Annotated in this window: 14 protein-coding genes; 10 read left to right on the plus strand and 4 right to left on the minus strand. The window is 71.0% G+C overall.

Features of this window, described 5'->3' with window-relative positions; translation table 11 throughout:
• Nucleotides 1–49 precede the first annotated feature (49 nt).
• Nucleotides 50–895, plus strand: coding sequence for a type I methionyl aminopeptidase (gene map, locus AB0P06_RS22540; RefSeq protein ID WP_363610001.1), 846 nt, complete (start codon nucleotides 50–52; stop codon nucleotides 893–895).
• Nucleotides 896–949: 54 nt separating this feature from the next.
• Here the strand turns inward: map and AB0P06_RS22545 are convergent, their stop codons facing one another.
• Entirely contained in the window at nucleotides 950–1,651 is a 702-nt protein-coding gene (locus AB0P06_RS22545) for a bifunctional DNA primase/polymerase (RefSeq protein WP_363610003.1), read from the minus strand.
• A 416-nt stretch (nucleotides 1,652–2,067) separates the two neighbouring features.
• On the opposite strand from AB0P06_RS22545, the gene AB0P06_RS22550 reads away from it, so the two are divergent.
• Together AB0P06_RS22550 and AB0P06_RS22555 are read left to right on the plus strand one after the other, a co-directional pair.
• The gene (locus tag AB0P06_RS22550) at nucleotides 2,068–2,298 is read left to right on the plus strand and encodes a hypothetical protein (protein ID WP_363610005.1); all 231 of its coding nucleotides are present in this window, start codon (nucleotides 2,068–2,070) and stop codon (nucleotides 2,296–2,298) included.
• A 26-nt stretch (nucleotides 2,299–2,324) separates the two neighbouring features.
• Nucleotides 2,325–2,528: a hypothetical protein gene (locus AB0P06_RS22555; RefSeq protein ID WP_363610111.1), complete on the plus strand. Its 204-nt coding sequence runs from the start codon at nucleotides 2,325–2,327 to the stop codon at nucleotides 2,526–2,528.
• Nucleotides 2,529–2,577: 49 nt separating this feature from the next.
• Here the strand turns inward: AB0P06_RS22555 and AB0P06_RS22560 are convergent, their stop codons facing one another.
• Together AB0P06_RS22560 and AB0P06_RS22565 are read right to left on the minus strand one after the other, a co-directional pair.
• Entirely contained in the window at nucleotides 2,578–3,174 is a 597-nt protein-coding gene (locus tag AB0P06_RS22560; protein ID WP_363610007.1) for a PadR family transcriptional regulator, read from the minus strand.
• A 267-nt stretch (nucleotides 3,175–3,441) separates the two neighbouring features.
• Nucleotides 3,442–4,932, minus strand: coding sequence for a dienelactone hydrolase family protein (locus tag AB0P06_RS22565; protein ID WP_363610009.1), 1,491 nt, complete (start codon nucleotides 4,930–4,932; stop codon nucleotides 3,442–3,444).
• A gap of 454 nt (nucleotides 4,933–5,386) precedes the next feature.
• On the opposite strand from AB0P06_RS22565, the gene AB0P06_RS22570 reads away from it, so the two are divergent.
• From AB0P06_RS22570 to AB0P06_RS22595, 6 genes are all read left to right on the plus strand, one after another.
• The gene (locus tag AB0P06_RS22570) at nucleotides 5,387–6,547 is read left to right on the plus strand and encodes a histidine kinase (protein WP_363610011.1); all 1,161 of its coding nucleotides are present in this window, start codon (nucleotides 5,387–5,389) and stop codon (nucleotides 6,545–6,547) included.
• Nucleotides 6,544–7,206, plus strand: coding sequence for a response regulator transcription factor (locus AB0P06_RS22575; protein WP_363610013.1), 663 nt, complete (start codon nucleotides 6,544–6,546; stop codon nucleotides 7,204–7,206). The genes AB0P06_RS22570 and AB0P06_RS22575 overlap by 4 nt, the downstream gene beginning before the upstream one ends.
• A gap of 708 nt (nucleotides 7,207–7,914) precedes the next feature.
• Nucleotides 7,915–9,540: an alpha/beta hydrolase gene (locus AB0P06_RS22580; RefSeq protein WP_363610015.1), complete on the plus strand. Its 1,626-nt coding sequence runs from the start codon at nucleotides 7,915–7,917 to the stop codon at nucleotides 9,538–9,540.
• A gap of 55 nt (nucleotides 9,541–9,595) precedes the next feature.
• Complete coding sequence (locus AB0P06_RS22585) at nucleotides 9,596–9,994, plus strand: ACT domain-containing protein (RefSeq protein ID WP_363610017.1); 399 nt, start codon at nucleotides 9,596–9,598, stop codon at nucleotides 9,992–9,994.
• A gap of 147 nt (nucleotides 9,995–10,141) precedes the next feature.
• A complete protein-coding gene (locus tag AB0P06_RS22590) occupies nucleotides 10,142–10,399 on the plus strand; it encodes a Prokaryotic metallothionein (protein WP_363610019.1) in 258 nt (85 codons plus the stop codon).
• Between the two features lie 244 nt (nucleotides 10,400–10,643).
• Nucleotides 10,644–11,282: an NYN domain-containing protein gene (locus AB0P06_RS22595; protein ID WP_363610105.1), complete on the plus strand. Its 639-nt coding sequence runs from the start codon at nucleotides 10,644–10,646 to the stop codon at nucleotides 11,280–11,282.
• 81 nt (nucleotides 11,283–11,363) lie between these two features.
• Here AB0P06_RS22595 and AB0P06_RS22600 read toward each other — a convergent pair whose 3' ends face one another.
• Nucleotides 11,364–11,879, minus strand: coding sequence for a tyrosine-type recombinase/integrase (locus tag AB0P06_RS22600; protein ID WP_363610021.1), 516 nt, complete (start codon nucleotides 11,877–11,879; stop codon nucleotides 11,364–11,366).
• Between the two features lie 311 nt (nucleotides 11,880–12,190).
• Between AB0P06_RS22600 and AB0P06_RS22605 the strand changes: the two genes are divergently transcribed.
• Nucleotides 12,191–12,685, plus strand: a complete 495-nt coding sequence (locus tag AB0P06_RS22605; RefSeq protein WP_363610023.1) for a histone-like nucleoid-structuring protein Lsr2 — start codon at nucleotides 12,191–12,193, stop codon at nucleotides 12,683–12,685.
• The last annotated feature ends 72 nt before the right edge of the window (nucleotides 12,686–12,757 follow it).

A 12,757-nucleotide genomic window follows, 5' to 3' on the forward strand; every position in this document is an offset into this window, starting at 1 on the left:
GTCCCGCACACCCCCGGCCGGGTCCGGCCCGGCGGCTAGACTCGCGGCCATGGCTCTCGTACCCGGCATCCAGTCCCCCACCCGCAAGGTCCCGGCGCACATCGCCCGCCCCGAGTACGTCGGCCGGCCCGCACCGACGCCCTACACCGGGCCCGAGGTGCAGACCGACGAGACCATCGAGAAGATGCGGATCGCGAGCCGGATCGCCGCGCGGGCGATGGAGGAGGCCGCGAAGCTGATCGCGCCGGGCGTCACCACGGACGCGCTGGACGCCGTCGCCCACACCTACATGTGCGACCACGGCGCCTACCCGTCCGACCTCGGCTACCGGGGCTTCCCCAAGTCGGTCTGCACCTCGATCAACGAGGTGATCTGCCACGGCATCCCGGACTCGACCGTCCTCCAGGACGGTGACATCGTCAACATCGACGCCACCGCGTACATCCACGGGGTGCACGGCGACCTCAACGCCACCTATCTGTGCGGCGATGTGGACGAGGAGTCCCGGCTGCTGGTCGAGCGCACCCGGGAGGCGCTCAACCGGGCCATCAAGGCGGTCAAGCCGGGCCGCCAGATCAACGTGATCGGGCGGGTCATCGAGTCCTACGCCAAGCGTTTCGACTACGGCGTGGTACGGGACTTCACCGGGCACGGCATCAACACGTCGTTCCACTCCGGCCTGATCATCCCGCACTACGACAGCGAGCGGGCCACCGAGGTGATCAAGCGCGGGATGACGTTCACCATCGAGCCGATGCTGACCCTGGGCACCTACGACTACGAGATCTGGGCGGACGGCTGGACGGTCGTCACCAAGGACCGCAAGCGCACCGCCCAGTTCGAGCACACGCTGGTGGTCACGGCCGACGGCGCGGAGATCCTCACCCTGCCGTAGCCGTCGCGGCGGCCGTAGCCGTGGCCGTCGCGGCGGCCCAGGTGGGCGCGGGCCTCAGCCGATGAGCCACTGCTCCTCGGCGACCGCGCCCACCTCGGTGCAGGCGTCGGTCAGCACGTCCAGGACGCGCAGTGGGTCCGGCAGGGGCTGCTCGGGCCCGCGCAGCCAGCGCACCTCGGAGCCGTCCGGCAGCGCGGCGGGCGGCAGCAGGGTGTACGAGCCGCGGCAGTGCCAGCGCAGACCGGGGTGCTCGGACATGGTGTCCGGCGTGGAGTCCAGCGCGCTCGGCCACCACTCGTCCTCGTCGACCGGGGTGCCCCTGGTGGCGGTGAAGAAGAGGTAGCGGTCCTCGCCGACGGCGGCCACCGGGCCCTCGACGCCCAGCGCGGCGAGCCGCTCCAGGGCGAGCCGGCCGGCCTCGGCCGACACGTCCAGCACGTCGTGGGCGCGGCCGGTGGCGGTGACGAAGTTGGCCCGCGGGTCGCGGGAGAGCCAGCGGGCGAGCTGCTCCGGGTCGGTGGTCGCCTGGGTCTGCCAGGCGAAGGAGACCGGGTGCTGGGCGGGGGCCGGGCAGGCCACCCGGTCACAGGAACACCGGTAGCCGGCCGGATGCGCGGCGGGTGCGAGCGGGAAACCGGCGCGTACGGCGCCGAGCAGCTGGTCCAGTCTGGCGGCGGGGCTGTCCACGTCACCCGACCGGGCCCGCTGCCGCTCACGCTTCTGCCACCAGGTCGTCCACCTGCTGCCGGCTTCCATCGGGCCCCTTCCGCGCACTGCCATGCCTGGTGTGACACAGCATTCGACGTACCACTGGACGCAACGCACGGCGCCCCCCGCTGCTTCCCGGGGTGGTGCTCGGCCCTGTCGTCCGCGCCCTGCCGACCAGTGCCCGGGGTTGCCGGACGGCCGACGCCGGGTCACGGTACGGAGTCGCGGCAGCACGCAGGCTGCGCCTCGGCGGGCGCGCCGATGTGCGCCTCACCCGGCCCGTACAGGCCCGCTGACCCGGGTGAACCCCGAGGGCGTACAGGAAGGATAAGGGTGCGCGGGGCCTGCGGATGACCGGGGGCGGTGCCTCTCCGGTCACACTCCCGCCACCGGCCCGCCACCACCCCTCCCCCTCGCCGACCCGGGCCGCCGGGGGAATCGCGGCGAGGTGAGACCCTGGTGGAGTGAAGAGCGCGGACACCGAATTCGTCGGCGGCCCCCTGGACGGCCGGATCCTGCCGATCCCCCTGGGGCCGATGTACGGCGTGCCCAGGACGTACAAGGTGCCGGTTCCCTCGCACGGGGACAGTCCGGCGCGCACACTGGTGTACGTCAGGGCCAAGCAGCAGCGGGGTGCCGGCTGGTTCTGGCGCTACGAGTTCGACGAGGCGGCCACCGACCGCGCCTCCGGGTGACCGCCGCTCCCCCCGGGAGGACGGCGATGGCGAAGACCGTACGACACCCCCGCCCCAGGGCGACACCCCGGGCTGCGACGCGCCGCAACCGGCAGGCGGTCTGGCTGACCTCCGCGCTGCTGGTGGTGGTCGGCGCCTACTGCGCCGCCTTCGGATCGGACGGCTGGCTCTGGTTCGGCTGGGCGGTGCTGCTGCTCGTGTGCCTGGGGCTGTTCGCCATCCGCCCCTGAGCGGCGGCACCGCCCGCCCGCTCGCCCCGACCGGTCACGCGTCCTCGGCTCAGGCGTCCTCGGCGAGGATCAGATACAGCTTCTTGCGGGCCTCGTTGAGCACGGCCAGACCCTTGGCGCGCTGCGCCTCGGTGCCGGTCGCCATGACCTGCCGGATCGCGTGGTCGACCGCGCCGAGCGCCTGACCGACCTCCTGGACGGCCTCCCAGTCGACCTCGCGGCCGGCCTCCGCCCACGGCTCGGCGGGCCCCGCCTCGGCCTGGGCCCGGCCGGCCTCGGTGAGCGAGACCAGTCGCTTGCCACCGACCTCCTCGGCGGTGATCAGACCCTCCTCCTCCAGCAGCTGGAGGTTGGGGTAGATCGAGCCCGGGCTCGGCCGCCAGGCCCCGCCGGTCCGCTCGGTGATCTCCGCGATCATCTCGTAGCCGTGCATCGGCCGTTCCTTGAGCAGCGCCAGCAGCGACGCCCGGACGTCCCCGCGCCGGGCCCGTCCGCCGCGCCGGCCACGCGGACCGTGCCCGCGCCCGCCGTGCCCGCCGAAGCCGTGACCGAACGGCCCGCCGACCGGACGGCCCGGACCGCCCCCGCCGAACAGCGGCCCGAAGGAGCCGAACGCCTCCCGGCCCTCGAACCCCTCCCCGGGCATCCCCCCGAACTCCGGGCCCGGTCCACGGCGCCGTCCGCCGCGCGGGCCCTCCTCACGAAATCGCCTCCCTGAGCGCATCGCGCCCACCTCCCGGTCTGTCCGGACAGTCGTCGAGTAACTGTCTCGATATCTCGACGATATATCGGTGACTGTCGCTCGTCAACGCTCCCCGACACGGTCCGCCTACCAGCGGTTCGAGCGCGGCCGTCCGGGGTCGATGATCTCGTCGTCCTCGTCCGGCAGTCGTACGTGCCCCGGAACGGCTGATCAGCGGCCGTTGTCCGGGTGGTAGACGCTGAGGTTGCCGTAGGCCGGCAGAACGCCCGCCAGGTCGCCGGGTTTGTCCTGTAGAACGGCGTCCAGGAAGGCGAGGGTGGCTGCGGCGACGACGCGCGGGCTCTCGGTGCGGCCCAGGGAGCCGACTATCGAGGGCACGGGCGGCAGATACAGAGGGCCGTCCATGAAAGTGAGATGTGCGGCGCCGGGGATGGTGAGCCGGTAGCTCGTCACGGTGCTGGACTTGAGCACCTCGGTGAGGCGGGGTACGTAGCGCGGGTCGGTTCCCGGGGTGACGGCCTGGGTGAGCGCGAGCGTCGGCCGGTCGAGGGAGGGCGAGGTGGGGCCGTGGGGGTAGCCGTCCAGATCGATGACGGCGTCGAACCGGCGATCCTGCCGGGCCGCCTGCAGGGCGGCAGCACCCCCCATGGAGTGGCCGGTCACCGCGACCCGGCTGGTGTCCAGGCGTCCGCTCAGCGGGCCGGCGATCTCACCTCGGTCCAGACTGTCCAGCTGGGTGAGGACGAAGCTGAGGTCGGCGGCTCGGACCGCTGTCCAGTCGGCCGCCAGCTTGTCGTCCTCGTCCGGGTCGCCGCTGGAGGCGGTCTCGGTGGTGATCGTCCGGCCGTCGGCGAGGACGACGGCGGCGGAGTCGTACGGGTGGTCGAGGGCGGCGACCACATAGCCGTGGCTGGCCAGTTCCTCCGCCCAGGCGGTGTTCTGGGTGCGCACTCCGCCCGACCCGGGAGAGAACAGCACGACCGGGAACCGTTCGCCCCCACCGGCCACCGGGGCGTTGAAGACCGAATGGGTGCGGGCACGCGGAACACCGTCGACCAGGAAGCCCGGCAGGCCTACTCCGCGGGCGAGGGCGTCGGAGACGGTGCGCGCCTCGGCCTCCGTGCGTCCGAGGTACTGGGCCCGCTGCGCGCCTGCGGGGCTCTTCTGCGCGGGGTACCAGAGCTGGGCCACGACGGTGCGCCGGTCGTCCGGATCGGCGGTGAAGGTCTCGGGGCGGCCCGGGTCGGTCCACTGCACCACGCGGGTGCCAACCGCGAAGTCGCCCGACGGCTCGGGGAACACGGGTACGGGAAAGGCCCAGGCGGCCACCGGGCCCGTGGCGACCAGGCCGACGCAGGCCACCGATCCCGGCAACGCCAGCCACCAGCGGGCCCGCCACGCCGGCCGGCCGGTACGGCGTCGCAGCAGGGGAGAGAAGGCGAACGGCAACGCGAAGGCAGCGCCTGCCAGTACCGGCAGCATCTGCCAGCGGATCCCCGCCGCACTCAGCAGGACCGCGGACAGCACGAGAACCGCCCCCGCCGCGATCGTGACGCGTGGGCGGGCGGCGGGGGGAAGCCAGCGCGCCACCACCAGTGCGACGGCGCCCAGCAAGGCAAGGATTTCCAGGGGGGACATGTACAGTCCCGCGATGATCTCGGTCACCCGGCCATACTCGGCGCCGGGTATGCGCTGCCACATCGATCCCGGGTCGCCATCGTGTGCGACCGGGGTCGCAATCCGTGGCGGGTCCCCGTGCAACCGGAGCAGCAATCGAGCACGCCGGATCAGCGGCCGCCCTGCGACCACGGGAGGTGGCGGGACTCCTCCTGCGGTCGTATCCCGGCACGGTGCCATCAGACGGTGGGCTCATGTGCTTCGCGGGGCCCGCGGCCTACCGTGACAGGGCTGCGGTACGTGCCGGGCAGCGCGAGGCGTACGTTCCCCGTACTCGGCCCGGATCCGGCTGTACGCGGTGGCAGCCCTGGCCGGGGCCACCATGATGCCGAATCGACAGGGACGTGTGATGACCGAGGCGGCCGCGGAACCCGGCCATGCCCACCGGGTACGCCACCGGGACCGGGTGCGGTGGGCGAGGACAGCCTTACGGCTGACCGGGTACGCCGACCTGGCCTCCGCACGAGCGGCGCGACTGATGACAGCCGCCGGGCGCTGGGGCTCCCGGCTGCCGCCCGTGGTGTGGGACTCGCTGCTGCCGACGCTTCTCCTCTTCAACGTCGTGACCACACGCGCGCCGCAAGAGCTGCCGGCGGCCGTGGCCCTCACCGCCGCCCTTGCGCTGCCCCTGGTGTGGCGGCGCCGGGCCCCGCTCACGGTGTTCGGCGCCGTGGCGGCCGCGGCCTTCGTCCAGTGGCTGATGGACGTCCAACTGCCGGCGGACATCGCCTTGCTGGTGGCTCTCTACACGGCGGCCGCGAACTCGGGCCGGCGCGGCACGCTTGTCGCCGGTGCCATCGTGGAGGCCGGGGTCCTTCTGGCCTGCCTGCGCTGGGCGGCGGAAGGCGCATTCCTGACCCCCTTCGTCGCGGTCACCGCGATGGCCGTCGCCGCCGCCGTCCTCGGTGTGAATGTGCGGACCACGCGCGCCTACCTCGCGGCCCTGGAGGAACGGGCCGCACGCCTGGAGCAGGAACAGGAACAGCAGGCGCGACTGGCCGTCGCCGAGGAAAGGACACGCATCACCCGGGAGATGCACGACATCGTCACCCACAACCTGTCCGTCATGGTCGCGCTCACCGACGCCGCCGTCTACGCGCAGCACCGGTCGCCCGACCGGACCACCACCGCGATGCTCCAGGTCTCCGAGACAGGCCGACAGGCCCTGACCGACATGCGGCGCTCGTTGGGCATCCTGCGGACCGACGAACCGGACGCGGAGCGCCACCCGTTGCCCGGCATCGCACAACTGGAGACCCTCGCCGACCAGATGTGCGCTGCCGGGCTGCCGACCCGCCTCGAGGTCCACGGCGGCCACACCCACATACCCGCCACCGCACAACTCACCGTCTACCGCCTGGTACAGGAAGCCTTGACCAACTCCCTCAAGCACACACCCACCGGCACACACGCGAAGGTCCGGATACGGTGCTCAACCGAGACCGTCACCGTGGACGTCACCGACAGCGGCCCCTGCCCGCCACTTCCCGCCGCCACACCATCCGGCCACGGCATCCCCGGCATGCGCGAGCGCTCGGCCGCCTACGGGGGGAAGTTGCGGGCCGGACCGCTTCCGGGCGGCGGCTGGGGAGTCCATACCCTCCTCTTCCTCGGCAGCAGCGGAGCGGCGTCCGCATGACGATCCGCATCCTGATCGCCGACGACGAAGCGCTGCTCCGGATGGCCTTCAGCACGGTCCTGGAGGCCCAGCCCGACATGGCACCGGTCGGCGAAGCCGCGGACGGCGCCCAGGCCATCCGCCTCGCCCGGGAGCTGCGCCCCGATGTCGTCCTCATGGACGTCCGGATGCCCGGGACCGACGGGATCGAGGCGACCCGACAGGTCATCAGGATCTCCCCGCAGAGCAGAGTGCTGATCCTCACCACCTTCGACCTGGATGAATACGCCTTCGCCGGACTCAACGCCGGAGCCTCGGGCTTCCTGCTGAAAAACACCAGGCCCGAGGAATTTCTCACCGCGATACGCAGCGTCGCCGCGGGCGACGCGGTGGTCTCCCCGCGGATCACCCGACGCCTGCTGGAGAACCTCCGCCCGCACATCCCCGACGGCAGCAGCGCCGACCGCGACGAACGGCTGAGCCGGCTCAGCGCCCGTGAACGCGAGGTGCTCGTCCAGGTGGGCCGCGGCCTGTCCAACACCGAGATCGCGGCCACCCTGTACCTCGCGGAGGCGACCGTGAAGTCCCATCTGGGGCGAATCCTGCACAAGCTCGAACTCCGCGACCGGATACAGGCCGTGGTCTTCGCCTACGAAAGCCGCCTCATCCACCCGGCCTGACGCCGCCGGAGCCAACGGCGATGTCCTCGGCCCCGGGCGTCACCAGCGCTGCACGGGCGGGTACCGGGAGTGTCACGGGGGTGCCGGCAGGGTCGGCCAGCCCCGGCAGACCGTGCCCGGACGTCGGAAAGACACCCGCCCCCGTGCCCGTCCCCGCTCCGGCTCCACCACCGCACCCGCGCACCGCAACCGGTCCAGCAACTCGGGCAGATCCTCCAGAGTCCGCGCCGGCGCCGTCCCCGGCTCCTCCTCACGCAACACACCCAGCACATAGTCCAGGTCCTCCAACGCGGCCCGGGCCGACTCCTCGATACCACGCAGAGCCGCCCGCGCCGCCACCGGATCGACGCAAAGCACAGGTGCGGGCCAGCCCGACCACGACGATCAGCGCCGCCCGGACCAACAGGGTCAGCACGAACTGAACCCCGTAGGGAGCGGACCGCCACGCCAGCGCCGGCAGCATGGCGAAAGGCAGCAACGGCAGACTCGCCAGCGCCCCGCAGTAGGCGAACAACGCACCCGCATACGTGGAGCCGCGCAGCAACGGCCGGATTCCCCTGATCGTGATCGTCAGTATGGCCGGGCAGCCCACCGGCGATCTCCCCCGATCGAGGGAGCGTTTTCTCCCGCCTTCCCGCGATGCGCACCCGAGGCCCCGGAAACCAGGATCGTGTCCTGACCAGCAACCCCTCCCCGGCAAGGACGAGCATGATCGTGCGAAACAGACGAACAGCATCTCTTCTGGCTGCCGGCGCCGTGGCAACTCTCGTTTCGGCGCTTACTCCCGCAACAGCCTCCTCCGCGTCCGAGGCCTCCGCGGCCAAGGACCCGCTGTGGCAGTACACGCAGCAGAAGCCGCGGTGGCAACGCTGCGCCGCGGGGAGCCCCGCCACCTATCGGTGCGCGACTCTCAAGGTGCCGCTGGACTACAGCGATCCCGGTGGCAAGAAGACCGACATCGCGATATCCCGGCTGACGGCCGGCAGTGCGGAGGAACGTCGCGGCGTTCTGCTGCTCAACCCCGGCGGCCCCGGCGGGCCGGGCCTGAATCTGCCTGTCGACCCGGAATTGAACCTCCCCGAGGAAGTCAGGAAACGGTACGACCTCATCGGATTCGACCCGAGGGGCGTCGGACAGAGCTCTCCCGTCAGCTGCGGTCTGACCGACGACGAACAGAACTTTGAACGCCCCTACAGGGCCGGGACATTCGCGGCGGATGTGGAGTGGGCGCGCACGGTGGCCGACAAGTGCCGGGCCAAGGGGGGTGACACACTGCGGCACCTCACCACCCGCAACACCGCTCGCGACATGGACGTCATCCGTGCCGTGCTGGGCGAGAAGAAGATCTCCTACCTGGGGTTCTCCTACGGCACCTACCTCGGCGCCGTCTACACGCAGATGTTCCCCCGGCGGACCGACCGGTTCGTGCTGGACAGCGCGACCGACCCCGCACGGATCTGGCGGGGCATGTTCCAGGAGATGGCGGAGGGGACCGAGGCCGCCTTCACGCGATGGAGCGAATGGACTGCCGAGCGGCACACGACGTACAACCTGGGTGATTCCCCGGCCGAGGTCCGCAAGACCTTCTGGGACCTGGTCGCCCAGGCCGACCGCAAGCCCATCGACGCCGACGGGAAGCCCCTCACCGGTGACGGCATCCGCGCCGAGCACGCCACGTTCTTCCACGTTCAGACCGCCGCCGAATGGGTCGCCCGGCTGAAGAAGGCGGCCGAGGGCAGGAAGCCGGCCCCGTCCGGCACCCCCGAGCGGATCCCGGGCCCCGTCCCGCCGGCCTTCGCCCGTGACGTTCCCCCGGACAACGAGGCCGCGAGCGCTTGGGCTGTCCTGTGCGCCGACACCCGTACGTGGCCGCGCGACCCCGAGCAGTACCGCCGCGACGCGATCCGCGACAAGGCCCGGTATCCGCTGTACGGCGATTTCGCGTCCAACATCAAGCCGTGTGCCTTCTGGAAGGAGGGCAGCGAGCCCGGGACAACGGTGAACAACAAGGTCGGTGCACTGATCCTGCAGAACGAGTGGGACCCCGGAACGCCCCTGGCCGGCGGCCAGGGGATGCACCGGGCCCTGCGCGGCTCCCGGATGGTCACCGTCGCCGGAGGCGAGGGGCACATCGTCCACGGCTCCAACTCCTGTGCGGACAAGAGCCTCACGGCCTATCTGACCACGGGCAGACTCCCGGCCGAGGACCTGACCTGCCGAGCGCCGCAAGCCTCCTGGGCCGACGCCCCGGGAACGCCGCCCCGTCACGACCGCCCTCCCGGAGGAGGCCTCGGACCCCGGCTGGACCGACCGGGTGGTGTCGACTCTCCCTGAACGTCACATCCGCCGGGACCGCCCCCGCCCGGGCCGAGCCGCTACGGTGGCGGGCATGGCCGGTGAAAGAGATCTTGCGACGTTGCTGCGCGGGATGCACCCGCAGCTCAACCCGGGGCGGTACGTGTACTGCACGCTGCCCGCGAAGGTGCCCGCCGGGATGCGGCCGGTGGTCACCGTCGCCGAACCGGAGGGGGTGACGGTGGTGGTGGCGCAGGAGGAGGCGGACGCGCTCGGACTGCGCTACGAGTACGTGGCGGCCTGGATCACGCTGCGGATCCACTCGGCGCTGGAGGCCGTCGGCCTGACCGCCGCCGTGGCCGGCCGGCTCGCCGAGGAGGGGATCAGCTGCAACGTGGTGGCCGGGTTCCATCACGACCACCTGTTCGTCGCCGCCGACGCCGCCGAGCCGGCCGTCCGGGCGCTGGAGGAGCTGGCCGCCCGGTCGGCCTGACCGCGGGCCCTCGCCCGCCCGTCCGCCTGATCGCCCGCGCCGGGTGGCCGCTCCCGGGGGCGGCTCCGACACTGGGAGGGACCGAGCGGCCCACCCGGCCGCCCGGCCCCGACAGCAAGCCCCGTACCAGGAAAGGGAGACGGCCCCATGGCGGTCTGCGACGTCTGCTCCAACGACTACTGGCTGGCCTTCGAGATCAAGACGATCACCGGCGACGTGTACACCTTCGACAGCTTCGAGTGCGCGATGGAGAAGCTCGCGCCGCGTTGCGAACACTGCCAGGTCCGGATCGTCGGCCACGGCGTCGAGGTGTCCGGCCGGTTCTTCTGCTGCGCCAACTGCGCCCGCGTCAACGGCGGCCTGGGCGACCGGATCCGCGACGCGGTCGGCGCCCACCCGGGCTGACCGGGCCAGGGGGGAAGAGGGGGCGGAGGCGGCCTGCCACCGATCGAACCGGTTGTCGATCGCCCACTGCGGACTCGAATCCGGCAGCATCTTTGGCCACCCGTTCGAGCGAATGTGACGCAGGTCTCACCCCTGGGTGGCGCTCCGGCTGCGCGTTCGGCTCGCCCACGCCTATATTTGAGGCATTCCTCCCCGCCGTCCGGGCATAGCCCGCACTGGCGGGGATTATTTCGTTCCTGGGGGCCTGGAGCGCCCCGCGGGGAGGGGCGCGTGCCGGACCGGGTCATCGTCTTCCTGGACTACCAGAACGTCTACGGAGGCGCGCGTCGCCGATTCCACAGCCACTGGGAACCCTCAGCCCTGCGGTCATGTCAACCCAGTGGCGCTGGCCCAGCACATCACCCGGGACAGCCCTTATGACAGGCAGCTGACCCAGGTCCGGATCTACCGTGGACAGCCGGACGCGACGAAACAGCCCGGTTCATACGGCGCGTCCCGTCGCCAGCACGCCATGTGGCAACGCGACCCCTTGGTACACCTGGTGACCCGGCCGTTGCGATACCCGCAGGGGTGGCCGGCGGACCCCGCTCAGGAGAAGGGCATCGATGTCCAGCTGGCCGTCGACTTCGTCGCCCTGGCCTCCCAGGACGCATACGACATCGGCATCATGATGTCGGCCGATACCGATCTCAAGCCCGCGCTGGAGTTCGTCGCCGCCCTCAACAACAACCGGAAGCCGCGGGCCGAGGTCGCGGCCTGGTCCTCGGCGGGGCAGCACTCCCCCCGACTTTCGATTCCAGGAACGTCGCTGTACTGCCACTGGGTCGGTGATGCCGTGTACCGGCAGGTGAAGGATACGACTGACTACGCCAAGGCCCCGTGAGCGAGAGCACCGGCTGCCATCATCGGCGCATGCGTGCCACGCCGCGAAGGACAAATGACCCCTGATCTGCGAAAGCGCAGGTCAGGGGCATTGCCTCAAGTCAGGGGGCGGACGAGGCGGCCTTATACGCCGGGAACTGTCGCCATATGAGCTGTGAGCTGCGGCGATGTCATCCGTCGGGGCCGGATCGCCACGCGATCGCCACGCCCCGGCCAACCGCCACGCATCAGGCCGCCTCCTCGTCGTCCACCTCCACGACATCCGGGATCGCAACGTCCTGGTCTCCGTGAAGAAGACCGTTTCGAGGGCCTTCCGGTCCCGGGCCGCCGCTCCCTTCACCTGGTGGTGGTAGGTGCCCTTCAGCTCCTCCGCCGAGGCGTGGCCCATGTAGAGCTGCACGGTCGCCTCCGGCACGCCTTGATCGAGGGCGTGGGAGGCGAAGCTGTGGCGAAGGTCGTGGAACCGGAAGTCCGCCGGAAGGCCCGCAACGGCCAGGGCTCTCTTGAATGTCTTTTCGAAGGGAATCTGCCGGGTCAACTCCCCCAGATGTCCCGGCGCGTACAGACCCTTCGCGATGGTGACGGTACGAGCAAGCACGACAGTGGCACAATCATCGGACAACGGGACCCCTTCGGGCAGGAAGACCTTGGTCGGCTTCCTGGCTCTACCCGGGGTCCCGCCTTCATGATCTCCACCGCTGCCTTCGGCGGACTGGAAAACCACCCGGACGTGGTCTTGACCGGCCCAACCGCCCCTTAACTACGCGGCATTGGGGTACTTCATCGGTGCAGCCATGGCAGAGGCTCCCTTCTCGCGACCTATCAGGTCATGTCCGGCAACCTTCCGCACCTCGGGGGAACCTCACGGTTGCTGCCGAACCAGCCGTGACTATCACCGATGAGCCGTCCGTGACGGAGGCCGAGCAGGACCACCAGGACGATGCCGGAGAGGACGACGCGACCGAGGCTGAGCCGGGGGCCCGTCCGACCGTGATGGTGTCCGGTGAGATCCCCGGGTACGAGTGGGACGACGCGCGGGGGGCCGTCCGCAACCTGGGCTATGAGGTGGTGGGCCGTGCGGACAGCAGCACCGTTCTGATCATCTGCGGTGAGGGCGCGGAGCGAGCAACTAAGAAGCTGCAAGACGCAGTTGAGTACGGGCTTCTCTGCTTTGACGCCACGCGGCCGGGTGCGTTCCGTGACGCCGTGTGCGCCGGAGAGTTCAGGGGCGGTGACCCCCTTCCCGAACCGGTGAAGGTGGACGCTCAGGCCGTCAAGGCCAAGTCCGAAGCGCAGGCCATACGTGACTGGGCCAAGGCTCAGGGCTACACGGTGAACGCCAAGGGTCCCATCCCCGCATCGGTCCGCCACGCATACCGGGTGGCAGCCAAGCAAGCGGCCTGACCAGCAGCACGTACCTGGGTGGCCGGGGTCGGCCCGGCCACCCGATCCCAACCAGTCTCAGGATAAGAGAAG

This window comes from Kitasatospora sp. NPDC088351 (assembly GCF_040685575.1).
Lineage (GTDB): Bacteria > Actinomycetota > Actinomycetes > Streptomycetales > Streptomycetaceae > Kitasatospora.

What these genes read in the sequence shown, in the direction of transcription:
- map (WP_363610001.1), top strand. Translation starts at nt 50, where the DNA reads ATGGCTCTCGTACCCGGCATCCAGTCCCCCACCCGCAAGGTCCCGGCG.
- AB0P06_RS22545 (WP_363610003.1), bottom strand. Translation starts at nt 1,651, where the DNA reads ATGGAAGCCGGCAGCAGGTGGACGACCTGGTGGCAGAAGCGTGAGCGG.
- AB0P06_RS22555 (WP_363610111.1), top strand. Translation starts at nt 2,325, where the DNA reads ATGGCGAAGACCGTACGACACCCCCGCCCCAGGGCGACACCCCGGGCT.
- AB0P06_RS22560 (WP_363610007.1), bottom strand. Translation starts at nt 3,174, where the DNA reads ATGCCCGGGGAGGGGTTCGAGGGCCGGGAGGCGTTCGGCTCCTTCGGG.
- AB0P06_RS22565 (WP_363610009.1), bottom strand. Translation starts at nt 4,932, where the DNA reads ATGTGGCAGCGCATACCCGGCGCCGAGTATGGCCGGGTGACCGAGATC.
- AB0P06_RS22570 (WP_363610011.1), top strand. Translation starts at nt 5,387, where the DNA reads ATGACAGCCGCCGGGCGCTGGGGCTCCCGGCTGCCGCCCGTGGTGTGG.
- AB0P06_RS22575 (WP_363610013.1), top strand. Translation starts at nt 6,544, where the DNA reads ATGACGATCCGCATCCTGATCGCCGACGACGAAGCGCTGCTCCGGATG.
- AB0P06_RS22580 (WP_363610015.1), top strand. Translation starts at nt 7,915, where the DNA reads ATGATCGTGCGAAACAGACGAACAGCATCTCTTCTGGCTGCCGGCGCC.
- AB0P06_RS22585 (WP_363610017.1), top strand. Translation starts at nt 9,596, where the DNA reads ATGGCCGGTGAAAGAGATCTTGCGACGTTGCTGCGCGGGATGCACCCG.
- AB0P06_RS22590 (WP_363610019.1), top strand. Translation starts at nt 10,142, where the DNA reads ATGGCGGTCTGCGACGTCTGCTCCAACGACTACTGGCTGGCCTTCGAG.